The organism is Microbacterium sp. Bi98 (genome assembly GCF_918698045.1).
Taxonomy (GTDB): domain Bacteria; phylum Actinomycetota; class Actinomycetes; order Actinomycetales; family Microbacteriaceae; genus Microbacterium.
In genome coordinates this window covers 92,898-116,161 of the sequence record NZ_CAKKLK010000005.1, presented here as the reverse complement: position 1 = coordinate 116,161, position 23,264 = coordinate 92,898, and the positions used below count along the sequence as shown (strand labels likewise).

The following is a 23,264-nucleotide window of genomic DNA, read 5'->3' as shown; positions in this document are numbered from 1 at the left end:
GTCAGGCCTCCGTCTGGCGCGTGCGCGGGTCGAGGTATGCGTAGACGATGTCCGCCAGGATGTTGGCGACCAGCACCGACAGCGTGATCACGAGGAACACGCCCTGCATGAGGGCGAAGTCCTTCGCGTTCGTGGCGTCGAGCAGCAGCTTGCCGACGCCCGGGTAGCTGAAGACCATCTCCATGACGATCGTGCCGCCGACGATGAACCCGATCGAGAGGGCGAAGCTCTGGATCTGCGGCAGCACCGCGTTGCGAGCGGCATACGCCCACAGCACCCGCCTGTTCGGCATGCCCTTGGCCTGGGCGACGGTGATGTAGTCCTCGTCGAGCACCGTGAGCATCATGTTGCGCATGCCCAGCATCCATCCGCCGAGCGAGGCGATGATGATCGTGACCGCCGGCAGGGTGCCGTGCACGATGACCTGGCCGATGAAGTCGAGGCTCCATTCGGGTGACTGCCCCTTGTCATAGGCGTGCGACGACGGGAACCACTTGAGGGTCGACGAGAAGATCGCGATCGCGATGAGACCGAGCCAGAAGTACGGGATCGTGTTGAAGAACGTCGTGATCGGGATGAGGGCGTCGAGCCTGCTGCCGCGCTTCCAGCCGACGATCGCGCCGCCGACCGTGCCGAGCGCGAACGAGATGATCGTGGCGAGACCGACGAGGCCGAGCGTCCACGGGAGAGCGGATGCCAGCACCTCGCTCACCGGACGCAGGCCGTGCAGTGTCGAGATGCCGAGGTCGCCGCGGAACAGCATCGCCCAGTACTCGATGTACTGCTGCCACATCGACTTGTCGGTGTCGATGCCGAGCAGCGCCCGCAGCGAGTCCGCCGCCTCGGGACTGATGTTGCGGTTGCGCGCGAGGTACGAGCTGACCGCGTCGCCCTTCATGAACCGCGGGAGGAAGAAGTTGATCGTGATGGCCGCCCACAGCGTGAACAGGTAGAAGCCGGCCCGACCGGCGAAGAACCGCCAGGGCACGACGGCTCGCCCCTTCTGCGCGACGGTCGCGGTGGTGCCGACCTCGAGCGCGTCGCGGTTCTCCTGGTCGATCTGACCCAGATCGGGGGATGCGGTGGTCACAGTGCACCTCCGTGCGAGCCTGTCGTCGCGAAGTGCTTGTCGGGGTCGGGCGACGCCGCCCGCAGCTCGCGCGTGTAGGGGTCCTGCGGGGTGAGGATCACGTCGTCGGCGTCGCCGTACTCGACGACCCGACCCTGGTTCAGCACCATGATCTTGTCGCTGAAGTGACGGGCGGTGGCGAGATCGTGGGTGATGTAGAGCACGCCGAGGCCCTCCTCGCGCTGGAGATCGGCGAGCAGGTTCAGCACTCCGAGACGGATCGACACGTCGAGCATCGACACCGGCTCATCGGCGACGAGCAGCGACGGCCGCGAGGCGAGCGCACGGGCGATGGCGACGCGCTGACGTTGGCCGCCCGACAGCTCATGAGGGCGGCGGTCGATCACGGCATCCGCGTCGAGGCGCACACGCTCGAGCAGTCGGCGCACCTCGGCCTCGGTGTCCTTCTTGGGGACGACGTCGTCGAGACGGATCGGGCGCTCGAGGTGATAGCGGATCGAGTGGTACGGGTTGAGCGAGGCGAACGGGTCCTGGAACACCATCCGCAGCTGCTGGCGGTACTTCCGCAGTCCCCTGCCGTGCCGCGGGATGGGTGCGCCGTCGAGCCGCACCTCGCCGGACGTGGGCGTCTCGAGCTGGGTGAGGATCTTCGCGATGGTCGACTTGCCGCTGCCCGACTGGCCGACGAGACCGATGGTCTGGCCGGAGTTCAGGGTGAAGCTGATGTCGTCGAGCGCCTTGAGCTGGCCGGCTCCGCGGACGTTGTAGATCTTGCTGACGTGGGCGAACTCGAGAGTGGTCATCGGGTCAGCACTCCTCTCGCACCGGTGAGTCGGGGGAACGACGACAGCAGGGTCTTCGTGTAGTCGTTCTGCGGGTCGGTCCAGATCTGCTCGGCGGAGGCCAGCTCGACGATCTCGCCCTCGCGCATGATGGCGATGCGGTCGCTGATCTCGAGCAGCAGCGGAAGGTCGTGGGTGATGAAGATCACCGAGAAGCCGAACTCGTGCCGCAGCTGCGAGATCTGCTTGAGGATCTCCCGCTGCACGAGCACGTCGAGCGCCGTGGTCGGCTCGTCCATGACCATCAGCTGCGGGCGCAGCGCCAGGGCCATCGCGATCATGACACGCTGGCGCATGCCGCCGGAGAGCTCGTGCGGGAACGACCGGGTGCGCTGACGCCCGACCTTGACGATCTCGAGCAGTTCCTCGGCCTCGGCCCTGCGCTGCCGTCGCGTCATGTCAGGGCGGTGGATCTCGAACACGTCCTCGAGCTGCGAGCCGATCGTCGCCACCGGGTTCAGTGCGTTCATCGCACCCTGGAACACCATCGAGACCTTGTCCCAGCGGAACTTCTGCATCGCCTCGACGTCGAGCGCGTTGATGTCGACGTCGACACCGGATGCATCGTGGAAGGTCACGCTGCCGCCCGCGATCACCGCAGGGGCCCGGAGCAGACGCTGCACGCCGTAGGCGAGCGTGGTCTTGCCGCATCCGCTCTCCCCGGCGAGACCGAGGATCTCGCCTCTCTGCAGTTCGAGCGTGACGTTCTTCACCGCCTCTACGGGAGGGTCGACGTCGTACACGACCGAGAAGTCGCGCACGCTGAGCAGTGGTTCTGACATGAGGGGTCCTTCGTCGGTCGGGAGGTCGGTGGGAGGGGCGGATGCCGCTGCATCCGCCCCTCCGGGACTGCTTACTCGGCCGGCTTCAGCTTCGTGAGGATCTGCACGATGTTCTGCTGCGTCGGGTCGCCCGAGGCGTACGGGTCGTCCTCCGAGGGCCACCCGACGTAGTTGCGGGTGTTGTACTCGCCGAGAAGCGGGTGCGCGCCCAGCGGGATCGCCGGGACCTGCTCGACGAAGATCTGCTCGAGGGTGGTGATCGCCGCAGTGCGCTCCTCATCGGACGACGCGTTCGCGTAGGTGTTGAGCGCCTCGGTGGCCGTGGGGTCTTCGAAGCGTCCGAAGTTGAACCCGGCGATGCCCTCGGGCGAGATCCAGCGCGGGTCCATCGTCGACGTGTACAGGCCGTAGGCCGTGCCGCTGTCTTCCAGCCAGTGGATGATGGCCGAGAACGAGCCGTCGTCGCGGGGGCCTGCCCAGCCGCCCCAGTCGGGCATGTCGATCTTGACCTCGGCGCCGATGGCCTCGGTGACGTCTTCGGCGATGAGCTCCTGCGCGGTGTTCCAGTCGCTCCAGCCCGAGGGCACCGAGAGCGTGAACGAGACGGGCGTGCCGTCGGGGTCGATCAGCGCGTCGTCCTTCCACGTGTATCCGGCGCTCTCGAGCAGGTCGCGCGCCTTCTCGGCGTCGACCGAGTACTCCTCGCCCTGGAACTCGGGCTGGATCTCGTCCTCGAGGATCGACGACAGACCGGTCACCGACCAGACCGGCTCGCTCGCGCCCTCACGGGCGATGTCGACGTAGGCGTCGCGGTCGATGACCCAGGCGAGCGCCTGGCGGAACGCCACATCGTCGAACGGCTTCTGCTGCAGGTTCATGAACAGCGTCGCCGAACCCGTGGTCGGCGCGACGAAGAACTTGTTGTGCTCGGGGTCGGCGTCGAGGAACTGCTCCTGGATCTGCGGGATGAACGCCTGCGCCCAGTCGGCCTCGCCCTGCGCGAGAGCCGTCGTCAGAGCGGTGTTGTCGCCGTACGAGACGTAGTGCAGCTCGGGAACCGCGAGATCGCCGCCCCAGTAGTCGTCGCGGGCCTCGAGCGTGACCGACTCGGTCGACCAGTTCGACAGGGCGTAGGGGCCGGTGCCGACCAGGTCGTCGCCCTTGACGGGGTCGGTGGCCGGCTCGTCGAGGTTCTCCCAGATGTGCTTCGGCACGATCGGCACGTGCAGGACGCGCGCCTGGTTCACGTACTTCGATTCGCCGAAGTTCAGGGTGACGGCGTCGCCCTCGACGGTCGCCCCCTCGAACTTGAGGCCGGCGGTGTCGAGCTCGGGGGTCGACACGAGCTCGTAGGTGAAGACGATGTCGTCGGCGGTGAACGGCTCGCCGTCGCTCCAGGTGACGTCCTTGCGGGGCACGACGGTGAGGGCCGTGTAGTCGTCGTTCCACTCGATGCTCTCGGCGAGCCAGGGGGTGACCTCGCGGTCGCCGGTCTGGTTGACGAGACCGAGGGTCTCGAAGATGACCTTGCCGTAGCCGTACTTCGACGCCGACGAGTCGCCGACGTAGGGGTTGTTCGACTCGGTGGTGATCGCGCCGTCGGGCTTGGCGATCGTCAGTGCTGCGCCGCCTGATCCGGCGTCACCGTCGTTCGATCCGCCGGCTGCGCAGCCGGCGAGGGCCGAGACGCCGAGGGCGGAGATCGCCGCGACGACGATCATGGACTTTCTGAGCTTCATTGCTTCTCCTTGGGCACGGGTCGTTGTGCTGTGTGGCTGTCGGTGCCCGGGCATCCGACTGCATTCGCTTACTGGCGAGAAAGTAAGCTGGTGCGAGGTTACTCGTTGGTAAGTAGAGTTGGCAAGTACGATCCAGTGCAGGATTCCGTGCAGAAGAGGATGGACCATGTCGAAGGATGCTGTCGCCCACACGTCCGTCCGGCCTGCCACCCGCGAGAAGCGCGAGCAGATCCTCAAAGCCGCCGTCGAGATCTTCGGCAACAAAGGATCGACCAACGGCACCCTCGCCGATGTCGCCGAGCAGGTGGGCATCACCCACGCCGGCGTGCTGCACCATTTCGGGTCGAAGCAGAAGCTGCTGCTCGAGGTGCTCGCCTACCGCGACCAGGCCGACGTCGCCGAGCTCGCCGAGAAGCACATCCCCGGCGGACCCGAGCTCTTCCTGCACCTCGTGCGCACCGCCATCGCCAACGAGCGGCGCCCCGGGATCGTTCAGGCGTACACCGTGCTCTCATCGGAGTCCGTGACCGACAACCACCCCGGCCGCGAGTACTTCGAAGAGCGATACACGACGCTGCGACGCGAGGTGACGGAGGCCTTCCACGCCCTGTGCGCGCAGGAGGGAGTGACCGAGCCCTCGACGATCACGACGGCCGCCGCCAGCATCCTCGCCGTGATGGACGGCCTGCAGCTGCAATGGCTGCTGCATCGCGACGTGTTCGACCTCGGCGAGGCGAGCGAGTTCGCGATCCGGTCGATCGTCAACGGCGTACTGCATCCAGGACCGGCACTGGAGTCGTACCGCCGCGACTAGGCTCGGGCCATGACGATCGACCTCGAAGCGCTCTACACCGACCTGCACCAGCATCCCGAGCTCTCGTTCCAGGAGACGCGCACCGCCGGCATCGCCGCGGGCCACCTGCGGGATCTCGGCCTCGAGGTGCACGAGGGAATCGGCGTCACCGGCGTGGTCGGCATCCTGCGCAACGGCGACGGCCCGGTCGTGTGGGCGCGCGCCGACATGGACGCGCTGCCCGTCGGCGAGGAGACCGGGCTGGCGTACGCGAGCACCGCGACCGGCATCGATCCGGCCGGCAACACCGTGCCCGTCATGCACGCCTGCGGCCACGACATGCACGTCACCGCGATGATCGGCGCCGTCGAGAAGCTCGTCGCCGAGAAGGCCGACTGGTCGGGAACCGTGGTCGTGCTCATTCAGCCCGCCGAGGAGTACGGCGCCGGATCCCGTGCCATGCTCGACGCCGGACTGCGCGATCTCGTGCCGCACCCCGACGTCGTGCTCGGCCAGCACGTCACTCCCCTGCCCGCCGGAACCATCGGCGTGCGCCCCGGCACGCAGATGGCGGCATCCGACGGACTCACCGTCGTGCTGCACGGACGCGGCGGCCACGGCTCACGCCCGCACTCCACGATCGACCCGGTCGTCATGGCCGCGGCGACCGTCATGCGCCTCCAGACCATCGCATCGCGCGAGGTCGACCCGCGCGATGTCGCGGTGGTGACGGTCGGCTCGATCCATGCGGGCCTCAAGAACAACATCATCCCGGCCGAGGCCAAGCTCGAGCTCAGCCTGCGCTATCCGAACGACGAGATGCGCGACAAGGTGCTCGCGAGCGTCGAGCGCATCGTGCGGGCCGAGGCGGCGGCATCCGGAGCCGAGCGCGAGCCCGAGATCCGCACTGACCACACCCTGCCGCCGACGATCAACGACGCCGATGCCACCGCGCGCGTCACCTCCGCCCTGCAGCGCGCGCTCGGCGAGGCGTCGGTCGTCGACCCCGGGATGTTCACCGGCAGCGAGGACGTGTCGTGGTTCGCCCGCGACACCGGCGCGCCGCTGGTCTTCTGGTTCTGGGGCGGCATCGATGCGGCGAAGTTCGCGGCATCCGCCGCCGCCGGCACGCTCGACAAGGACATCCCGACCAACCACTCGCCGTTCTTCGCGCCCGAGATCCACCCGACGATCGAGGTCGGCGTCACCGCACTGTCGGCCGCCGCGCGGGAGTTCCTCGACTGACGCGGCGCTGTCGCCGTTCACAATTCAGCATGAACGGTCGGGATCGGGCCGGATTCAGGCCCTGAGCACGCGGAACGCACGTTCTCTGCTGAATTGTGAACGCGAAGCGGGGCTGACTCAGCCGCCGATGGCGTTCATGCCTCGGGCGGGCTGCAGGAATGACGGGTCGTTGATCGCGTGCCCCGGCAGCTTGCCGTGCACGCAGGAGCGCAGCATGTCGGCGATCCCGCCAGCACGCCGGGCGGAGTCGGATGCTCCGTCGCCACGCAGCACGCCGATCAGGTCGTACTCGGCATTCGAGAAGAGGCAGTTGCGCAGCTGTCCGTCGGCGGTCAGTCGAAGTCGGTCGCACGCGCCACAGAAGGGGGCGGTGACCGAGGCGATGACGCCGACCTCGTGCGGTCCGCCGTCGATGCGCCACTTCTCCGCCGGCGCACCGCCGCGGCCGGGAACCGGTTCCAGATCCCACCGCGCGCTGAGCTTCTCGAGGATCTCCTCGCGCGTGACCATCGAATCGCGATCCCAGGTGTGCCCGGCGTCGAGCGGCATCTGCTCGATGAAGCGCAGCTGCGCACCGACCTCCATCGCGAACGCGACCAGGTCGGGCAACTCGTCGTCGTTCACGCCGCGCATCGCGACCGTGTTGAGTTTGAGCGGGCGCAGTTCGGATGCCGCCGCTGCCGCGATGCCCTCGAACACGTCGTCGATGCGGTCTCGACGCGTGAGGTCGGCGAAGCGCTGACGATCGACCGTGTCGATGCTGATGTTCAGTCGCGTGAGGCCGGCGTCGATCAGGTCGGGCAGGTGCTTCGCGAGCGTGATGCCGTTCGTCGTCATGGCGACCTCGACAGGGCCTTCGTCCCCCTCGATCGCCGAGACACGTCGCACGACGTCGACGATGTCGGCACGCAGCAGCGGCTCACCGCCGGTGAGCCGGAAGGTGCGGATGCCGAGCGATGCGGCGACCTGCGCCACTTCGACGATCTCGTCGGTCGACAGGATGCTGGTGCGCGCGAGCCATTCGTTTCCCTGCTCGGGCATGCAGTAGGTGCAGCGCAGCGAGCAGCGGTCGGTCAGCGAGATGCGCAGGTCGCGGTGCACGCGACCGTGGGTGTCGATGAGGCCCTGCGACGCGGGCGCGGGGTCTGTGGCGACCACGGGATGCGGCGAGCGCACACCGATCACGACCGGCACGGCCGTCATCGCAGTTTCCCTCTCCCCGACATGTTCCGAGACTACCCGCGCCCCGCGTCGCGCGGCCCATGCGGGCGCGACGACCGGCATATTGCCAGGTCCTCTCGGGACGCGCGGCGCTCGCCCAGGCCACCTGGCTGGAGATTCAGCCGGGAGTTCACCAGTCATCGGGCGAGCTCAGCGCACGGCTGCAGCTCACGGAACTGCGACGAACCGCACCAGCGCCGGGTCCACCCGCAACCGAACCCGGTCGCCGACCGCCACGCCTCCGGCAGCATCCAGCGACAGGTCGATCGCGCCTGCATCGGTGTGCACGCGCACGCCACCCAGCGTGGGCTCGATGCGCGCCACCACAGCGGTCCACGACCCCGGGCCTGCCTCGGCGACCCGCGCATCGCCCGGGCGGAAGACCGCGGCGAGCGCAACGCCGTCGGTCGCGGCGAGAGCACGCGACGCAGGCTGGGCGCTGGTCAACCGTGCGTCGCCGCAGCTCCACGATCCCCCGCGTGCGACGCCGACCAGGCGATTGACCCCGGCGATCGACGCGACGAAACCGGATGCCGGGGCGGCGAGCACCTCGCGCACCGGCCCCGACTGTGTGACGCGGCCTGCCTCGACGACGATCAGCCGGTCGGCGAGCGCGACGGCGTCCGCCGCATCGTGCGTGACCGCGACGGTCGTGGTCGAGATGAGCTGGTCGCGCAGCATCCGCCGGATGTCGCCGGCCGTCTCGGGGTCGAGGGCGACGAGCGGTTCATCGAGCAGCACGACGCGAGGGGATGCCGCGAGCGCGCGAGCGACCGCGACCCGTTGCTGCTCACCGCCGGAGAGCTCGTGCGGCATCCGTTCACCGGAGCCGGGGAGTCCGACCCGTGCGAGCCAATCGTCGGCCCCCGCCCGCGCCGCGCGGGCGTCAGTGCCCGCCGCCCGTGGCCCGAACGCCACGTTCTCGCGCGCCGAGAGATGAGGGAACAGCCGCGGTTTCTGCCCGAGCAGCACGACCCCGCGGCGCATCGGCTCGGTCCTCATCCGAGGCTTCGCTAACCGGTCGACGACCCGACCCTCGACGGCGATCTCGCCCCCGCCCAGCGGCTCGAGTCCGGCGAGCGCCTGCAGCAGCGTCGACTTGCCCGCTCCGCTGGGTCCCATCACGGCGACCGTCTCGCCGGTCTCGACCTGCAGCGAGACATCGACGGTGAAGTGCTCTCGCGGCACGACCACGCGGGCGCGCAGCCCGGCGACAGTAGGCGCGCTCATCGAGCGGCACCCGGCCGCCAGCCGCGCACGAGCAGCAGCACGAGGATCGCCGTGACGAGCAGCAGGAGCGCGAGGGCGACCGCGGCCCCCTGGGTGACGCCTGCGCCGTTGAAGGCCGTGTAGATCGCCAGGGGCATGGTCTGCGTGACGCCGGGGCGGTTGCCCGCGAAGAGTGCCGTCGCGCCGAACTCGCCGATGGCCCGGGCGAAGCACAGCACCACGCCCGCGACGATCCCGGGCGCCGCGAGCGGCAGCGTGATGCGGCGCAGGATCGTCCAGCGGCCGGCTCCGAGCGCGGCGGCGGTCCGCTCGTACTCGACGCCGGAGGTGCGCACAGCCCCTTCGACCGCCAGCACGAGGAACGGCAGCGCCACAAAAGTCTGCGCGAGCACGACGGCCGGCGTACTGAAGGAGATCCCGAGACCGCCGAACCACCCCGCCCGCCCGAACAGGTAGAGCAGGGCGACACCGCCGACCATCGGCGGCAGCACGAGCGGCACCGTGACAGCGGCCCGCAGCACGGCGGCCAGGCGGGGCCCGGAGCGGGCGATCGTCAACGCCAGCGGCACACCGATCACGATGCACAGAAGAGTGGCGACGAGCCCGGTGCCGAGCGACAGGAGCAGAGCCGAGCGCGCGGCCTCCGACGTCACGTCGGCGATGAAGGTCGACCACTCGACACGGGCGACGAGCGCCGCGAGCGGGAGGATGAGGAACGCGAGACCGATCAGGGCCGGGATGGCCAGGGCACGCGGCGCGTATCCGTGTGAAGCGGCCGCAGTCACGGCGCTCCGAAGCCGAAGTCGGCCAGGATGCTCTGGCCATCATCCGACAGCACGAACGCGACGAACGCGTCGGCGGCCGCAGAGTTCGATGCCTCCGACAGCGTCGCGATCGGATAGTGGTTGACGACCTCGTCGGCACCGTCGGGCACGATCACCTCGACATCGTCGCGACCGACGACGTCGGTGGCGTAGACGAGGCCCGCATCCGCCTCACCGGCTGCGACCTTGGTGAGCACGGCGGTGACGTTCTGCTCGAGGCTCGCGGCGTCGACCACGACGCCGGCGTTCGAGAGCAGCGTCGCCGAGGCGGCGCCGCACGGCACCTCGGGGGCGCACAGCACGGTGGTGACGTCGGCCAGATCGGCGAGGGTCTCGACGCGAACCGGATTGCCCGAGGGAACGGCGATCACGAGCGTGTTGGAGGCGAACAGGGTCGGGTCGACCGCGGCATCCTCGAGCTTGTCCATGTTCGCCTCGTCGGCCGAGGCGAAGACGTCGGCCGGAGCGCCCTCGCGCAGCTGGGTGACCAGCGTCGACGATCCGTCGTAGACGCCGCTGAACGTCACATCGGGGTTCTCGTCGGTGAAGGCCGCACCGATCTCGTCGAAGGCGCCCGACAGCGACGCGGCGGCGTACACCGTGAGCTCGCCGCTGACGGCACTCTCCGGTGCATCTCCCGAGCTGGCAGGGGCCGGGGCTTCGGCGGTGCACCCTGTGAGGGCGAGAGCGGCGGCGGCCAGGACGACCGCGACGGTGCGACGCAGGGCGCGATTCATGTCAGCCCTTCGGCACTTCGACGACGACGTTGGTCGCCTTGACGGATGCGGTGGCGAGCGAGCCGACCTCCAGGTTCAGCTCGCGGGCGGCCTCGGCCGACATGAGCGAGACGACGCGGTGGGGTCCGGACTGCAGATCTACCTGTGCCATGACTCCGTCGATCTGCACGCGCGTCACGATGCCGACGAAGCGGTTGCGGGCGCTCGAGAGAGCATGATCCGACGCCTGCGCCTCCTCGGCGAGCTCCACAGCGCGGGCGGCGAGAGCGTCACCGGGGATCTCGGCAGGGACGGCATCCGTCGTCGGCAGCAGGCCCTGATCGATCCAGCGCCGCACCGTGTCATCGCTCACTCCGAGCAGCTGTGCTGCGCGGGCGATCCGAAAGCTCTGCATGGGGGCACACTACCGCAGACGCGGATGCTGACACAGTAAATCACCGCATTCGCGGAAGCAACGCGCTCGCGCGGCATCCGTCCGCGGCGAACTCCGGACGAATACCCTCGCGCCCGCCGCAATCGCTCACCCCGGGCATAGCCTGGTGCCATGCAGCCGCTCGTCGCTCCCGCGCCCGCCCTCGACCCGGCCGAACTCGTCCGCACCGCCAGGCACGCGGTACTCACGGGCATCGGAGAGAAGGGGCAGCGCCGTCTCGCCGCGGCCCACGTCACCGTGGTCGGCGCCGGCGGCATCGGCTCCCCCGTGCTCCTCGCACTGGCCGCGGCAGGAATCGGCAGCATCACGGTGATCGACGACGACATCGTGGAGCTGACCAATCTGCAGCGCCAGCTCGCCCACCGTGTCGAGGACATCGGCCGCCCCAAGACCGTTTCGGCGGCGCGCGCGATCAGCGCACTGTCACCGGGGGCGGAGGTCATGACGGCCTCCGAGCGACTCGACTCCGAGAACGCCGAGCGCCTGTTCGCCGGGGCCGACATCGTGGTCGACACGAGCGACTCCTTCGCGACCCGCCGCGACGTCGCCGCTGCGACCGAGACCCTCGGCATCCCGCTCGTGTGGGGTGCCGTGCAGGAGTGGCACGCGCAGGCCACCGTGTTCTGGTCGAATCCCCCCGAAGGCCACACGCCCGTGGTGCTCACCGATCTCTTCCCGCTCGGCACCGAGGGCGAGCCGCCCAGCTGCGCGCAGGTCGGCGTGCTCGGGGCCCTGTGCGTGCAGGTGGGCGGGATGCTGGCGGGCGAGGTCGTGAAGCTCATCACCGGGGCGGGCGAGCCGCTGCTCGGCCGGCTCGCGATGATCGACTCCCTCACCTCGAGACAGCACGAGATCGCCATCCGTTCGGCGGTGTCGGCATGAGCGCCGCGGACGGCGGCCGCCGATCCGTCGAGGATCAGCTCGCGCGGGTGCTGGATGCCGTACGCGCACTGCCCGCCGAGACACGGGCGATCCGGGACGCGGCCCAGCGCACGCTCGCAGAGCCTGCGACGGCGGCGCACGACATCCCGCTCTTCGACAACTCCGCGATGGACGGCTTCGCCGTGCGAGCGGCGGATGTCGCCTCGGCATCCGACGAGAACCCTGTCGTGCTCCGCGTCGTCGCAGATCTGCCCGCCGGGGTGTCGGACGACCCGGCACTCGGAGCCGGCGAGGCGGCACGCATCATGACCGGCTCACCCGCCCCGACGGCGGCGGACGCGATCGTGCCTTTCGAGGACACCGTCGGCGGTCTCGCCGATTCGCTCGGCGAGGTGCGGGTGCTGCGCGCACCGTCGACCGCAGGAGCGTTCATCCGCCGTCGCGGCGCCGACCTGCGCGCCGGTGACGCAGTGGTGCTCGCCGGCGAGCGCCTCGGAGCGTTCCAGCTGTCCGCCGCCGTCGCCGCCGGGGTCGAGAGCGCGACGGTGACACGCGCACCCCGGGTGGCCGTCGTATCGACCGGCAGCGAGCTGCTCGAGCCGGGCGAGCCCGCAGCGCGCGGCCGCATCCCCGATTCCAACGGTCCGCTGCTCGAGCTCCTCGTCGCCGATGCCGACGCCGAGGTCGTGCTCGTCGCCCGCGTCGCGGATGACGCCGATGCCGTGCGCACCGTCACGGCGACCGCCGTAGAACGCGGCGCTGACGTGATCGTGTTCACCGGCGGCGTGAGCGCCGGTGCGTACGAACCCGTGCGCGGCGCGTTCGACGGACAGGGCGAGGTCGAGTTCGCGAGCGTCGCGATGCAGCCGGGCAAGCCGCAGGCGTTCGGCGTGCTCGACGCCGGCACTCTGGTGTTCGGTCTTCCCGGAAACCCCGTGAGCGTGGCGGTGTCGTTCGAGGTGTTCGTGCGCCCCGCGCTGCTGGCGCTGCAGGGTCGCTCCGAGATCCACCGCCCGCGCGCATCCTTCACCGCGGATGCCGCGTGGACCACCCCGCCGGGACGCCGTCAGTACCTGCCCGCCGTCGTCGACCTCGTGAACAGGACCGTGCGCCCGGCGACCTCGGGCGGCTCGGGATCGCACCTGGCCGGCGGACTCGCCCGCGCCCACGCGTTCGCCGTCGTGCCCGCTGAGGTCGAGGCCGTCGCCGTGGGCGATGCGATCGATGTCATGCTGGTCGGATGAGCTTCACGCATCTCGATTCGGCCGGCCACGCCCACATGGTCGATGTGACCGGCAAGCAGCCGACGGTCCGCACCGCCACCGCGCGCGGATTCGTGCGCTGCGGCACCGAAGTCATCGCTGCCCTGCGCGACGGCACCGCACCCAAGGGCGACGTGCTCGCGGTCGCCCGCATCGCCGGCATCCAGGCGGCCAAGTCGACACCCGCTCTGCTGCCCCTCGCCCACGTGATCGGCGTGCACCGCGCGTCGGTCGAGCTCGACATCGTCGACGACGGCGTGCACGTCGAGGCGACCGTGGGCACCGCCGACCGCACCGGCGTCGAGATGGAGGCCCTCACAGCGGTCTCGGTGAGCGCCCTCGCGATCGTCGACATGGTCAAGGGCCTCGACCGCTCGGTCGTGATCGAAGACGTGCGCATCGTCGCGAAGTCGGGCGGGCGCTCGGGCGACTGGGTGCGCGAGGGAGAGACGCAGTGACCACCCGCGTCCGCTATTTCGCTGCGGCCGCCGAGGCCGCGGGCACCGACGCCGAGGACCGCGGCGAGCACTCGCTCGAGCAGCTGCGCGCCGCCGTCGTCGCCGACCATCCGGCGCTCGCCGACATCCTTCCGCGGTGCGCGGTCATGGTCGACGGTGTGCGCAGCGATGACGACCGTCCGCTCGACGACGCCCAGCTGATCGACGTGCTTCCCCCGTTCGCCGGGGGATAGGCCGCGGGCGAAGCGATGCCCGCGGGGCGTGCGCTTCGTGCGGCGATCTGCGCGTCAGAAGGACGCGGATGCCGAAAACGGCCTTCGGAAGCGCGAATGGCCGCGTGAAGCAGCCGCGACTCGGCTCAGCCGCCGATGCCCTTCCACGAGGTCGAGCCGTCCGACTCGACCTGGCGCTTCCACACCGGCAGCGACGTCTTGATGTCCTCGATGACCGCGCGGCACACCTCGAAGGCCTCAGCACGATGCTCTGCCGCGACCGCGATGACCACAGCCGCATCCCCGACGTCGAGGCGACCGATGCGGTGGCTCACGGCGACCACGACCCTGGCGTCGCCGACGGCATCCGCTGCCGCCTCCTCGGCGATGCGTCGCAGCGTCGGCTCCGCATCGGGGTGCGAGCTGTATTCGAGCCCGACCACCGGGGTCGCCGCATCGGGGTCGTTGTCGCGCACGCGCCCGATGAAGGTCGTGACCCCGCCCAGGGCCGGGTCGTCCACCGCAGCGAGATGCGCGTCGACGTCGAGCTTCTCCTCCGAGATCGCTGCGATCCGCACCTCGTTCACGAGTGATCACCGCCCTCGACCTGGTCGACGACGTGTCTGGCGACGGTGAGCACGACGGGAACACCGGATGCCACGGCCCGGGGCGACCCGGGAAGATTCACCACGAGCGATCCGGCCGGGTCGACGATGCCCGCCACGCCACGAGAGAGCACGGACAGCGGGGTGTCGGCGAGGCCGCTGCGGCGCAGTTCCTCGGCGATGCCGGGCACCTCGCGGGTGATCACCCGACGGGTGCCCTCCGGCGTCTCATCGCGCGGACTGACGCCGGTCCCCCCGGTCGTCACGATCAGCCTCACGCCGCGGGCCACCGCTCGGCGCAGCGCATCCGCGACCGAGGTGGCGCCGTCGGCGATGACCTCGGCATCCGGGCAGTGCCACCCGGCATCCCGCAGCAGCCCGACCGCGATCGGCCCTCCCCTGTCTTCGCGTTCACCCGTGAAGGATCGATCCGAGACAGTGATCACGCAGGCGGGGAGCGACGTCATGGCTCCCACACTAGGGCGAGACCCGGGGTCACGCACCGGCATCAGGCGACTCGGATCAGCGACCGCTGCCACCCCGACGAACCGTTCGGCGCGATCGGCGCCCGCTCTTCGATCTGCAGGTCGCCGTTCTTGTTGATGGCTCGCACGGCCACGTAGTGCGTGCCCGGCGTGGCATCCCACTCCATGAACCACTGCACCCAGGTGTCCTCGTTGATCGGTGCCGACAGCGTCGCCGGCATCCAGTCGCCCTCGTCGATGCGCACCTCGACCCGCTCGATGCCGACCGACTGCGCCCACGCGACGCCCGCGATCGGGATGCGGCCGGCCTTGACCGCCTCGCCGACCTTGGGAGTGTCGACGCGCGAGGCGAACTTGATCGGCGCCTCGGCGCTGTATCCACGCGGGGTCCAGTAGGCCTCGTCCTTGTCGAACGTCGTCACCTTGAGCTCGGTCAGCCACTTCGTCGCCGAGACGTAGCCGTAGAGACCGGGAACGACCATGCGCACCGGGAACCCGTGCTCGAGCGGCAGCGGCTCGCCGTTCATGCCCACCGCGAGGATCGCATCGAGGTTGTCGTCGGTCAGCGCCGACAGCGGCGTGCTCGCGGTGTATCCGTCGACGCTCTTCGACAGCACCATGTCGGCTCCGGACTTCACCCCTGCCTTCTTGAGAACATCGCGCAGCGGGACGCCGAGCCACTTCGCATTGCCGACGAGGTCGCCGCCCACCTCGTTCGAGACGCAGGTGAGGGTGATCGCATACTCGTCGAGCCCCATGTCGAGGAGGTCCTGGAAGCTCATCTCGACGCGCTGATCGACCATGCCGTCGATCACGAGACGCCAGGTGCTGGGGTCGATCGTGGGCACGGTCAGCGCGGTGTCGACGCGGTAGAAGTCCTTGTTCGGGGTGAACAGCTTGCTCAGGCCCGGGATGTCGAGCTCGGCGCCCTTCGGCACCGTGACCGTCGACTTCGGCGCCGGGAGCTTCAGCGCCTCCCGGATCGACGCCACGGAGGCGACCGTCATGCTCACCGTGCGCGACGCGATGCCGACGACGACCGCCGAGACGCTCGCGATCCCGGCGAGGATGAAGAACTGCCGACGCCCCAGATCCTTCGGCGGCTGCGCGGCATCCTGGCCCACCGTCCCGGTGCCGGTCGCGGCGAGACCCTCACCCTTGCGGTCGGTCATCACGGCGGGAACCGCCGAGGCCTTCCACGTCTTCAGACGGCGGATCAGGAGCACCATCAGGATCGACCCTGCGATGGTGCCGAGCACGGGTGGCAGGAAGGCGAGGGGCGTGACTCCCGCCCTCGTCACGATCGCCGCGGTGGAGAGCGCGCCCGCGACCACCAGGGCGATCACGCCGAGCGGGGGACGGAGCAGCTGAAGGATTCCGGCGATCGCCGACGCGATCACCACCGCGAGACCGAGACCGACCAGCAGCGCGATCTTGTCGTACTCGCCGAAGGTCGCGATCGCGAATTCCTTGAAGGGCTGCGGCACGATGTCGATCACGAAACCGCCGACCGCGAGGATCGGGCTCGCTGAGCGCGCGAAGATCAGCGCGAACAGCTCTGCGGTGGCGAGGAAGACGGCACCGCTGATCACACCCGAGAGTGCTGCCCAGAGGATGAATCGTCTGCCCTTGCTGCGCTGTGGGTCTTTGCTGCGCTGTGCCATGATCTGCTCCTTCGCACCGCCGACGGTGTGGTCAGCGGTTGTTCGGAGCGAAGGCGCGAACGGATGGTCGCGAGCGCCGGTGCGTCAGAGACGCCGCGCGGTGATGGTGTCGCGGTCCTGCAGCTGGCGCAGAGTGCGCAGGCACCGGGAGCACAGGATCTCGACGCGACGCGGGTGGTTCTCCCCGCAGACGCAGTCGACCGTGACGCGCCACTTGGCCTTGCGTCCGCAGGCGGCATAGGCCTCGTCGTCGCCGTGGTCGCACTCGCACAGCTGGCGTCCGCGGTCGAGACCGGGGAGCTCGACGAGGGTGCGCTCGAGGTCGGCGACCGGGGGCTGCTGCGTCTTCACCACCTGCCCATGCTCCCGGAGCCCGCCGCCGCGCGCAACACCGCGCCGCTCGCGTGCGCCGCGCACCGGAGACGACGAGCGTCGGGTCAGACCTGCACGACGTGCGGCGGGGGCGGCGGCGCGAGCTGGCGCTGCGGCACTCCGTGCGCCTCGCGATGCAGACGCTCCATGCGGCTGTCGAGCTCGGCGGCGGCCTCGGCCGCATCGGTCAGGCTGTCGACGAGGTGCGAGGGCACCTGGTTCGAGAACTTGTAATAGATCTTGTGCTCGAGGCTGGCCCAGAAGTCCATCGCGATGGTCCGGAACTGCACCTCGACCGGCACCGCGAGCGCCCCGGTCGACAGGAACACCGGCACCTCGATGATCGCGTGCAGGCTCTTGTAGCCGTTCTCCTTCGGCGTGGCGATGTAGTCCTTGACGGTGCGCACGGTGACGTCGTCCTGCGCGGTGAGCAGGTCGAACAGGCGGTACACATCGGCGACGAAGCTGCACGTGACTCGCACGCCGGCGATGTCGGTGATCTCGGAGCGGATGCGTTCGAAGTCCGGCTCGACGATGCCCTTGCGGGCGATCTTCTCGACGATGCTGTCGGGGGTCTTCAACCGGCTCTTGACGTGCTCGATCGGGTTGTACGCGTGGTGATGGGTGAACTCGTCACGCAGGATCGAGATCTTCGTCTCCACCTCCCGCATCCCGAACTCGTACTCGCGCAGGAAGCGCTGGAACTCATCGCGGAGCTCCCGAGTCTGCTGGATCGCATCGTCGGTGAGCTGAAGGGACGTCATGCATCCGACGTTACGCGTTCGTGATCGGCGCAGGCTGTGCATCGCCGATGAGAAATTCGGTCCGGCGCGGTCTTGACGATGTCGGAGGCCGGGTCTACAACGGACGACATGGCTACCGCAGGCGAGAAGTGGACAGAGGCGTACGTCGAGGCGTGGCGATCGAACGACCCGCAGCAGATCGCGGCGCTCTTCAGCGAAGACGCGATCTACCTCACGAGCCCCGACGCCGAGCCGCGGGTCGGTCGGGCCGACATCGTCGCCGGCTGGCTCGAGGACCTCGACGATCCGGGCACGTGGTCGTTCGAGTGGTGGATAGTCCGCGAGGATGACGACTTCGTGGCGATCGAGGGGCGCACGCAGTACCCGTCTGAAAGGGACTATCTCAATCTCTGGATCGTCCGACTGGATGCCGAGGGTCGGGCGACCGCGTTCACCGAGTGGTACATGCCGCGCCCTCATTCCGAGTGACCGCCTCGGCCGCGTAAGGATTCCGTTAGGGACACCGGGGCACCCGTAGGGATTCCGTGAGGAACGCGTGAGGAAGCCGTTCGCGGGCGTAATGTCGCCCGACGTGTCAGATGAAACCCGGGACAACCTCGACGCTCCTCCTCGCGTGAAGCGCATCCTCATCGGCGACCCGCTGACGAGCGCACAGGTCGACGATCAGCTGCTCCCGAAGAAGATGGCGTTGCCGATCTTCGCGTCGGACGCCCTGAGCTCGGTCGCCTACGCGCCGCAGGAGCTCGTGATGATCCTCCTCATCGGCGGACTGACGTTCCTGTCGTTCACCCCGCTCGTCGCGGTCGCGGTCGTCGTGCTGCTGATCGTCGTCGTGCTCAGCTACCGGCAGCTCATCAAGGCCTACCCCTCGGGCGGCGGCGACTACGAGGTCGCCTCGAAGAACCTCGGCGAGATCCCCGGCGTCATCGTCGCGGCCGCGCTGCTGGTCGACTACGTGCTGACGGTCGCCGTGTCGGTGGCATCCGGCGTCGACAACATCATCTCGGCGGTGCCGGGCCTCGATCCGCTGCGCGTCGAGCTGGCGGTCGGATTCGTGATCCTCATCATCCTGGTGAACCTGCGAGGAGTGCGCGAGGCCTCGCTCGTCTTCGCGATCCCGACCTACGTGTTCATCGCCTCCGTCGGCTTCATGATCGTGACCGGGCTGTTCCGCACCTTCCTCGGCGATGCGCCGGTCGCCTCGAGCGCCGAGTTCGCCGTGCACTCCGAAGACCTCGGCCAGGCCGCGGTGATCCTTCTGATCCTGCGGGCGTTCTCGAGCGGATGCTCGGCCCTCACCGGCGTCGAGGCGGTGTCGAACGGCGTGCCCGCCTTCCGCACCCCGAAGGTCCGCAACGCCCAGACCACGCTCGTGCTGATGGGTTCCATCGCCGCGTGCCTGTTCGCCGGGCTCACCGCCCTGGCCCTGATCACCGGCGTGCACTACGCCGAGAACCCGTGCGACCTGATCGGCTTCGACTGCTCGAACCCGCAGCCGAGCCTGATGGCGCAGATCGCGTCTGCGACGTTCGGCGGCGGCAGCATCCTGTTCTTCATCATCCAGGCGGCGACCGCCTGCGTGCTGCTGCTGGCGGCCAACACCGCCTTCAACGGATTCCCGCTGCTCGGCTCGGTGCTCGCCCGTGACGGCTACGCCCCCAAGTCGCTGAACACCCGCGGCGACCGCCTCGTGTTCTCGAACGGCATGATCGTGCTGGGGATCGCGGCGATCATCGTGCTCGTGGTGTTCCAGGCGAAGCTCACCACGCTGATCCAGCTCTACATCATCGGCGTCTTCGTGTCGTTCTCGCTCGGGCAGATCGGCATGGTCCGGCACTGGCGCCGCGTGCTGCGCGGGCCGCTCGAGACGACTCCCGGGTCGGGCGTCGACGGCGCCTCGGCATCCGACCGCCGCTCGGCGAAGATCGGGCTGGTCATCAACTCGGTGGGCGCCGCGATGACGGTGGCGGTGCTGCTGATCGTGACGATCACGAAGTTCACGCACGGCGCCTACCTGGTGTTCTTCGCGATCCCGGTACTGGCGTTCCTGATGATGGGCGTGAAGCGGTACTACCGCGACGTCGAGCATGAGATCGCGATCGACGACACGACGAAGTTCGGCGCGACCGGCGACCTGGCGATCGTGCTCGTCAACCGCCTGCAGAAGCCCGTGATCAAGGCCATCGACTACGCGATCGCCGCCAAGCACGGCAAGACTCTGGCGGTGCACGTCGCCGTCGCATCCGACGATGCCGCGCAGCTGCAGAAGGACTGGGCAGACCACCTGGTGCCGATCCCGCTGGTGATCGTCGAGTCGCCCTTCCGGTCGTTCGCACAGCCGGTGACGCAGTTCATCAAGCAGTACCGCGAGAAGCACGGCTCGTCCGTGGTCACGGTCTATCTGCCGCAGTACATCGTGGGGCACTGGTGGGAGACGTTCCTGCACAACCGCCGCTCACGCCGCCTGGCCAACCAGCTGATGCTCGTGCACGGGGTCTCGATCACGCTCGTGCCGTGGCTGCTCGACTCGTCGGAGCTGATCTACGGCCGACGCTCACGCCCGCTGCCGGGGCAGGAGCGCGCAGGGCGACCGGTCGTCGTGAACGGCCGCCGCGCGCACCGCCCCGAGGGTCCGCCCGAGAGCTGACGCCGGTCAGGATGCCGCGAGCACACCGCCGAGGATCTCCGCCGCCTCGGGGAATCGCGTCGGGTCGGCGTTCGCGTAGTTGAGTCGCACATAGGCTCCGGAGGGCTCCGCGGGGAACCATTCGGATCCGGGAGAGATGATGAGGCCGCGGGTCTCGCATCCTCGGACCACGCCGACGACATCGGTGCCCTCCGGAAGCCGCACCCAGAGGTTGAGGCCACCGGCCGGCACCGTCTCGACCGTCGCGGTCGGGGCGTGCTCGGCGAGGCTCGCGAGCAGCAGATCGCGTCGCGCCCTCAAGTGGTCGCGGAAGCCACGCAGGTGGCTCTTCCACGCCGGCTGGGTCACGACGTCGAGCGCGGCAGCCTGCAGCAGCCCGCTCACGTACATCGACTCGGCGGCACGGTCGGCGAGGATGCGCTCGCGCGCCGGGCCCCGCACGATCACCGCGGCGATCCGCAGTGCGGGCGAGACGCTCTTGGTCAGCGAACGGAGATAGACGACATGGCCGTCATCGTCCATCGCCGCGATCGGACGCGGATCGCCGTCGATGGCCAGATCGTGCGCCCAGTCGTCTTCGATGAGGAAGGCACCGTGCCGCCGCACGCTCTCGAGAACGGCGAGGCCGGTCGACGCGGGCCACCTGGCGCCCGTCGGGTTGGCGAATGTGGGCTGCGCGTAGAACGCACGAGCGCCGGTCTCGACGAACGCCCGCTCGACGGCATCCGGATCGGGCCCGTCCGGCCCCGACGGGATCGGCACCAGCACCACCCCGGCCTGCTCGGCGGCGAGAAGAGCGCCCCAGTAGGTGGGCGACTCGATCAGCAGAGGCTGACCGGCCCCGACCACGGCACGGAAGATGGAGCTCAGCCCGCTCTGGCTGCCCGCGATCACGAGCGCATCCCTGGCGGATGCCGGAGTGACGTCTGCGGGGGCGGATGCCGCGAGCTCGGCCGCGAACCAGGCCTGCAGCTCCGGCAGCCCGGCCGCGGGCGAGCGAGTGAGCGCTGACGAGGTGCGTGCCGCACGGGTGATCGCCTGACGGACCAGCCGCTCGGGAAGCAGGTCGACCGCCGGATACCCCGAATGCATGCCGATCGCGTCGGGAGCGACAGTCCGCTGCGTCGAGGTGAGCCCGGCGAGTCGCGCGGGAGGAGCACCGAGCGCAGATGTCTGCCAGCCGTAGTCGGCGGGGCGCGGCGTCTTCTGCGCGCGCACGAACGTCCCCGCGCCTGGTCGAGATTCGATCAGGCCCAGCCGGGCGAGGCGTCCCATCGCCTTCTGCACCGTCACAGGGCTCGCTCCGTACTGCGCGACGAGCGCTCGATTCGAGGGAACCCGAGACCCCGGAGGCGCCGCCTCGATCCACCGACGCAGTTCTCCTACGATCCGGTCACTGCTATCCTGACTCATGAAAGAACAGAGTAGCGTTATCGCCCCTGCTCGCACAGCGCTATCCCGTGCGGGCCTCTGGTGGGGGCTTCTCGGCGTCGCCGCCTTCTCGTTCACCCTCCCCTTCACCCGCATCGCGGTCGGCGGCCTCTCGCCTCTGTTCATCGGATCCGGTCGCGCGGTCATCGCCGCAGCGCTCGCTGCCATCGCTCTGGCGGCCACCCGGCAGCATCCGCCGACCAGGGTGCAATGGTGGCGACTCGCGATCGTCGCCGGCGGCGTGGTCGCGGGGTTCCCCCTCTTGACGTCGTTCGCCATGACCGCCGCACCGGCGAGCCACGGCGCCGTGGTGATCGGCCTGCTCCCCGCAGCGACGGCCGTCATCGTCGTGCTCCGCACGCGCGAACGGCCGGGACGTGCGTTCTGGTGGTTCGCCGCACTCGGCGCCATCACGGCGGTGGTCTTCGCGTCACTGCAGAACGGGGATCTCGGCGCACTCCACTGGGCCGATCTGCTGCTGTTCGCCGCGGTGCTCGCTGCGGCTGTCGGCTATGCGGAGGGCGGCCTGCTGGCTCGGGAGCTCGGAGCTTGGCAGACCGTGTCGTGGGCGCTCGTGCTCGCCGCGCCGCTGATGCTCGTGCTGACCCTGGCCTCGGCGGTCGCCGACCCGCCGACGGCATCGCCGGTGCAGTGGCTCGCCTTCGCCTACCTCGCCGTGGTGAGCATGTTCCTCGGATTCTTCGCCTGGTACCGCGGGCTCGCGATCGGGCCCATGGCCCCGGTGAGCCAGATCCAACTGGTCCAACCCGTGATGAGCATCGCGTGGGCCGCGCTGCTTCTTCATGAGCAGATCGGATGGCCCACCGCGCTCGGCGGCCTGGCCGTCATCGTGTGCGCCGCGCTCGCGGTGCGCACCCGACTGATCCATCCCCGACCCACCACCCGCCCCCTGAACGAGGAGTTCTGATGCGCCACACACCCCGTTACCTGATGACCGACCCGCTCGAGGTGAAGCGCCTGATCCGCGGCAACCCGTGGGCGACCTTCGTGTCCCCCGCGAGCACAGGGCTGGTCGCTTCGCATTACCCCGCGCTGCTGATCGAAGACGAACACGAGATCGTGATCGCGAGCCACTTCGGTCGCCGCGACGAGCAGCTGCATGAACTGGGCGCGCACGAGGTGCTCGTGATCATCCAGGGCCCCCACGACTACGTGTCGCCCAGCCTCTATGCGCCCGGCGACCTCGTGCCCACCTGGAACCACGTGACCGCTCATCTCTACGGCACTCCCGAGATCCTCACCGAGGAGGAGAACTACGCCATGCTCGCGCAGCTGACCGACCACTTCGAGAAGGGAACGCCGCACGGGCGCAGCCTGTCGGAGGACGAGGCCGGCACCCGGCGAGCGGCGAAGGGAACCGTCGGGCTGAGGATGCGTGTCGACCGGTTCGACGCGCGCGCCAAGCTGAGCCAGAACAAGTCTCCCGAGGTGCGAGACACCATCACCGGGCGGTTCGACGAGACGAACGCGGCACTCGCGGCCGAGATGCGTCGAGTGTCCGGCCACGCCCCTCAATAGGCTGGGG

General features: G+C 69.4%; 25 protein-coding genes. 10 read left to right on the top strand and 15 right to left on the bottom strand.

Annotation, left to right across the window (positions count from 1 at the left end; all coding sequences use genetic code 11):
• Position 1: 1 nt before the first annotated feature.
• The 4 genes from LQZ85_RS10065 to LQZ85_RS10050 all read right to left on the bottom strand — a co-directional run bounded on the left by LQZ85_RS10065 (position 2) and on the right by LQZ85_RS10050 (position 4,453).
• Positions 2–1,090, bottom strand: a complete 1,089-nt coding sequence (locus LQZ85_RS10065) for an ABC transporter permease (RefSeq protein ID WP_053098570.1) — start codon at positions 1,088–1,090, stop codon at positions 2–4.
• Positions 1,087–1,893, bottom strand: a complete 807-nt coding sequence (locus LQZ85_RS10060) for an ATP-binding cassette domain-containing protein (protein ID WP_056276431.1) — start codon at positions 1,891–1,893, stop codon at positions 1,087–1,089. Before LQZ85_RS10060 ends, LQZ85_RS10065 begins: the two co-directional genes overlap by 4 nt.
• Positions 1,890–2,714 (bottom strand): ABC transporter ATP-binding protein, encoded by an 825-nt coding sequence (locus LQZ85_RS10055; protein WP_053098568.1) that lies wholly within the window; start codon positions 2,712–2,714, stop codon positions 1,890–1,892. The genes LQZ85_RS10060 and LQZ85_RS10055 overlap by 4 nt, the downstream gene beginning before the upstream one ends.
• 71 nt (positions 2,715–2,785) lie before the next feature.
• The gene (locus tag LQZ85_RS10050; protein ID WP_056276428.1) at positions 2,786–4,453 is read right to left on the bottom strand and encodes an ABC transporter substrate-binding protein; all 1,668 of its coding nucleotides are present in this window, start codon (positions 4,451–4,453) and stop codon (positions 2,786–2,788) included.
• 166 nt (positions 4,454–4,619) lie between these two features.
• Here LQZ85_RS10050 and LQZ85_RS10045 point away from each other — a divergent pair, with 166 nt between their 5' ends.
• Together LQZ85_RS10045 and LQZ85_RS10040 are read left to right on the top strand one after the other, a co-directional pair.
• The gene (locus LQZ85_RS10045; RefSeq protein ID WP_056276425.1) at positions 4,620–5,267 is read left to right on the top strand and encodes a TetR/AcrR family transcriptional regulator; all 648 of its coding nucleotides are present in this window, start codon (positions 4,620–4,622) and stop codon (positions 5,265–5,267) included.
• A gap of 9 nt (positions 5,268–5,276) precedes the next feature.
• Positions 5,277–6,491: an amidohydrolase gene (locus LQZ85_RS10040; protein ID WP_053098565.1), complete on the top strand. Its 1,215-nt coding sequence runs from the start codon at positions 5,277–5,279 to the stop codon at positions 6,489–6,491.
• A gap of 117 nt (positions 6,492–6,608) precedes the next feature.
• Here the strand turns inward: LQZ85_RS10040 and moaA are convergent, their stop codons facing one another.
• From moaA to LQZ85_RS10015, 5 genes are all read right to left on the bottom strand, one after another.
• Positions 6,609–7,694, bottom strand: a complete 1,086-nt coding sequence (moaA, locus tag LQZ85_RS10035; RefSeq protein WP_056276422.1) for a GTP 3',8-cyclase MoaA — start codon at positions 7,692–7,694, stop codon at positions 6,609–6,611.
• A 186-nt stretch (positions 7,695–7,880) separates the two neighbouring features.
• Positions 7,881–8,942 (bottom strand): ABC transporter ATP-binding protein, encoded by a 1,062-nt coding sequence (locus LQZ85_RS10030; RefSeq protein WP_056276419.1) that lies wholly within the window; start codon positions 8,940–8,942, stop codon positions 7,881–7,883.
• Positions 8,939–9,727: a molybdate ABC transporter permease subunit gene (gene modB / locus LQZ85_RS10025; RefSeq protein ID WP_056276416.1), complete on the bottom strand. Its 789-nt coding sequence runs from the start codon at positions 9,725–9,727 to the stop codon at positions 8,939–8,941. The genes LQZ85_RS10030 and modB overlap by 4 nt, the downstream gene beginning before the upstream one ends.
• Positions 9,724–10,503, bottom strand: coding sequence for a molybdate ABC transporter substrate-binding protein (modA, locus tag LQZ85_RS10020; RefSeq protein ID WP_056276413.1), 780 nt, complete (start codon positions 10,501–10,503; stop codon positions 9,724–9,726). Before modA ends, modB begins: the two co-directional genes overlap by 4 nt.
• 1 nt (position 10,504) lies before the next feature.
• Positions 10,505–10,897, bottom strand: coding sequence for a TOBE domain-containing protein (locus LQZ85_RS10015; RefSeq protein WP_056276411.1), 393 nt, complete (start codon positions 10,895–10,897; stop codon positions 10,505–10,507).
• A gap of 150 nt (positions 10,898–11,047) precedes the next feature.
• Here LQZ85_RS10015 and LQZ85_RS10010 point away from each other — a divergent pair, with 150 nt between their 5' ends.
• Genes LQZ85_RS10010 through LQZ85_RS09995 form a run of 4 tightly spaced genes read left to right on the top strand, consistent with a single transcriptional unit; the run spans position 11,048 to position 13,771 of the window.
• Entirely contained in the window at positions 11,048–11,818 is a 771-nt protein-coding gene (locus tag LQZ85_RS10010) for a HesA/MoeB/ThiF family protein (protein ID WP_230100862.1), read from the top strand.
• On the top strand, positions 11,815–13,062 hold the full coding sequence (glp, locus tag LQZ85_RS10005) for a gephyrin-like molybdotransferase Glp (RefSeq protein ID WP_056276404.1): 1,248 nt from the start codon (positions 11,815–11,817) through the stop codon (positions 13,060–13,062). Before LQZ85_RS10010 ends, glp begins: the two co-directional genes overlap by 4 nt.
• Positions 13,059–13,538: a cyclic pyranopterin monophosphate synthase MoaC gene (moaC, locus tag LQZ85_RS10000; RefSeq protein WP_056276402.1), complete on the top strand. Its 480-nt coding sequence runs from the start codon at positions 13,059–13,061 to the stop codon at positions 13,536–13,538. Before glp ends, moaC begins: the two co-directional genes overlap by 4 nt.
• Positions 13,535–13,771: a MoaD/ThiS family protein gene (locus tag LQZ85_RS09995; protein WP_056276399.1), complete on the top strand. Its 237-nt coding sequence runs from the start codon at positions 13,535–13,537 to the stop codon at positions 13,769–13,771. Before moaC ends, LQZ85_RS09995 begins: the two co-directional genes overlap by 4 nt.
• Before the next feature lie 125 nt (positions 13,772–13,896).
• Here LQZ85_RS09995 and LQZ85_RS09990 read toward each other — a convergent pair whose 3' ends face one another.
• The 5 genes from LQZ85_RS09990 to LQZ85_RS09970 form a co-directional block, all read right to left on the bottom strand.
• On the bottom strand, positions 13,897–14,337 hold the full coding sequence (locus tag LQZ85_RS09990) for a molybdenum cofactor biosynthesis protein MoaE (protein WP_056276396.1): 441 nt from the start codon (positions 14,335–14,337) through the stop codon (positions 13,897–13,899).
• Positions 14,334–14,822, bottom strand: coding sequence for a MogA/MoaB family molybdenum cofactor biosynthesis protein (locus LQZ85_RS09985; RefSeq protein WP_056276392.1), 489 nt, complete (start codon positions 14,820–14,822; stop codon positions 14,334–14,336). The genes LQZ85_RS09990 and LQZ85_RS09985 overlap by 4 nt, the downstream gene beginning before the upstream one ends.
• Positions 14,823–14,863: 41 nt before the next feature.
• Positions 14,864–16,504: a molybdopterin-dependent oxidoreductase gene (locus tag LQZ85_RS09980; protein WP_056276389.1), complete on the bottom strand. Its 1,641-nt coding sequence runs from the start codon at positions 16,502–16,504 to the stop codon at positions 14,864–14,866.
• Positions 16,505–16,588: 84 nt separating this feature from the next.
• Complete coding sequence (locus LQZ85_RS09975) at positions 16,589–16,858, bottom strand: hypothetical protein (RefSeq protein ID WP_053098553.1); 270 nt, start codon at positions 16,856–16,858, stop codon at positions 16,589–16,591.
• Positions 16,859–16,941: 83 nt separating this feature from the next.
• A complete protein-coding gene (locus LQZ85_RS09970) occupies positions 16,942–17,640 on the bottom strand; it encodes a GTP pyrophosphokinase family protein (RefSeq protein ID WP_053098552.1) in 699 nt (232 codons plus the stop codon).
• Positions 17,641–17,748: 108 nt separating this feature from the next.
• Between LQZ85_RS09970 and LQZ85_RS09965 the strand changes: the two genes are divergently transcribed.
• Positions 17,749–18,108, top strand: coding sequence for a nuclear transport factor 2 family protein (locus LQZ85_RS09965; protein WP_056276387.1), 360 nt, complete (start codon positions 17,749–17,751; stop codon positions 18,106–18,108).
• A 91-nt stretch (positions 18,109–18,199) separates the two neighbouring features.
• Positions 18,200–20,287 carry an APC family permease gene (locus tag LQZ85_RS09960; protein WP_053098550.1) on the top strand — a complete coding sequence of 696 codons (2,088 nt, stop codon included), beginning with the start codon at positions 18,200–18,202 and terminating at the stop codon, positions 20,285–20,287.
• Positions 20,288–20,293: 6 nt separating this feature from the next.
• On the opposite strand, the gene LQZ85_RS09955 is transcribed toward LQZ85_RS09960, so the two are convergent.
• Complete coding sequence (locus LQZ85_RS09955) at positions 20,294–21,700, bottom strand: PLP-dependent aminotransferase family protein (protein ID WP_230100861.1); 1,407 nt, start codon at positions 21,698–21,700, stop codon at positions 20,294–20,296.
• Between LQZ85_RS09955 and LQZ85_RS09950 the strand changes: the two genes are divergently transcribed.
• Both LQZ85_RS09950 and LQZ85_RS09945 read left to right on the top strand, forming a co-directional pair.
• Entirely contained in the window at positions 21,699–22,646 is a 948-nt protein-coding gene (locus tag LQZ85_RS09950; protein WP_230100860.1) for a DMT family transporter, read from the top strand. The two genes, LQZ85_RS09955 and LQZ85_RS09950, sit on opposite strands and share 2 nt — an antisense overlap.
• The gene (locus LQZ85_RS09945) at positions 22,646–23,257 is read left to right on the top strand and encodes an FMN-binding negative transcriptional regulator (protein ID WP_230100859.1); all 612 of its coding nucleotides are present in this window, start codon (positions 22,646–22,648) and stop codon (positions 23,255–23,257) included. The genes LQZ85_RS09950 and LQZ85_RS09945 overlap by 1 nt, the downstream gene beginning before the upstream one ends.
• Positions 23,258–23,264: the final 7 nt, after the last annotated feature.

Coding starts and splice junctions, on each gene's coding strand:
- LQZ85_RS10060 (WP_056276431.1), bottom strand. CDS start 1,893: ATGACCACTCTCGAGTTCGCCCACGTCAGCAAGATCTACAACGTCCGC.
- LQZ85_RS10055 (WP_053098568.1), bottom strand. CDS start 2,714: ATGTCAGAACCACTGCTCAGCGTGCGCGACTTCTCGGTCGTGTACGAC.
- LQZ85_RS10050 (WP_056276428.1), bottom strand. CDS start 4,453: ATGAAGCTCAGAAAGTCCATGATCGTCGTCGCGGCGATCTCCGCCCTC.
- LQZ85_RS10045 (WP_056276425.1), top strand. CDS start 4,620: ATGTCGAAGGATGCTGTCGCCCACACGTCCGTCCGGCCTGCCACCCGC.
- LQZ85_RS10040 (WP_053098565.1), top strand. CDS start 5,277: ATGACGATCGACCTCGAAGCGCTCTACACCGACCTGCACCAGCATCCC.
- moaA (WP_056276422.1), bottom strand. CDS start 7,694: ATGACGGCCGTGCCGGTCGTGATCGGTGTGCGCTCGCCGCATCCCGTG.
- LQZ85_RS10030 (WP_056276419.1), bottom strand. CDS start 8,942: ATGAGCGCGCCTACTGTCGCCGGGCTGCGCGCCCGCGTGGTCGTGCCG.
- modA (WP_056276413.1), bottom strand. CDS start 10,503: ATGAATCGCGCCCTGCGTCGCACCGTCGCGGTCGTCCTGGCCGCCGCC.
- LQZ85_RS10015 (WP_056276411.1), bottom strand. CDS start 10,897: ATGCAGAGCTTTCGGATCGCCCGCGCAGCACAGCTGCTCGGAGTGAGC.
- LQZ85_RS10010 (WP_230100862.1), top strand. CDS start 11,048: ATGCAGCCGCTCGTCGCTCCCGCGCCCGCCCTCGACCCGGCCGAACTC.
- glp (WP_056276404.1), top strand. CDS start 11,815: ATGAGCGCCGCGGACGGCGGCCGCCGATCCGTCGAGGATCAGCTCGCG.
- moaC (WP_056276402.1), top strand. CDS start 13,059: ATGAGCTTCACGCATCTCGATTCGGCCGGCCACGCCCACATGGTCGAT.
- LQZ85_RS09985 (WP_056276392.1), bottom strand. CDS start 14,822: ATGACGTCGCTCCCCGCCTGCGTGATCACTGTCTCGGATCGATCCTTC.
- LQZ85_RS09980 (WP_056276389.1), bottom strand. CDS start 16,504: ATGGCACAGCGCAGCAAAGACCCACAGCGCAGCAAGGGCAGACGATTC.
- LQZ85_RS09970 (WP_053098552.1), bottom strand. CDS start 17,640: ATGACGTCCCTTCAGCTCACCGACGATGCGATCCAGCAGACTCGGGAG.
- LQZ85_RS09965 (WP_056276387.1), top strand. CDS start 17,749: ATGGCTACCGCAGGCGAGAAGTGGACAGAGGCGTACGTCGAGGCGTGG.
- LQZ85_RS09960 (WP_053098550.1), top strand. CDS start 18,200: ATGTCGCCCGACGTGTCAGATGAAACCCGGGACAACCTCGACGCTCCT.
- LQZ85_RS09950 (WP_230100860.1), top strand. CDS start 21,699: ATGAAAGAACAGAGTAGCGTTATCGCCCCTGCTCGCACAGCGCTATCC.
- LQZ85_RS09955 (WP_230100861.1), bottom strand. CDS start 21,700: ATGAGTCAGGATAGCAGTGACCGGATCGTAGGAGAACTGCGTCGGTGG.
- LQZ85_RS09945 (WP_230100859.1), top strand. CDS start 22,646: ATGCGCCACACACCCCGTTACCTGATGACCGACCCGCTCGAGGTGAAG.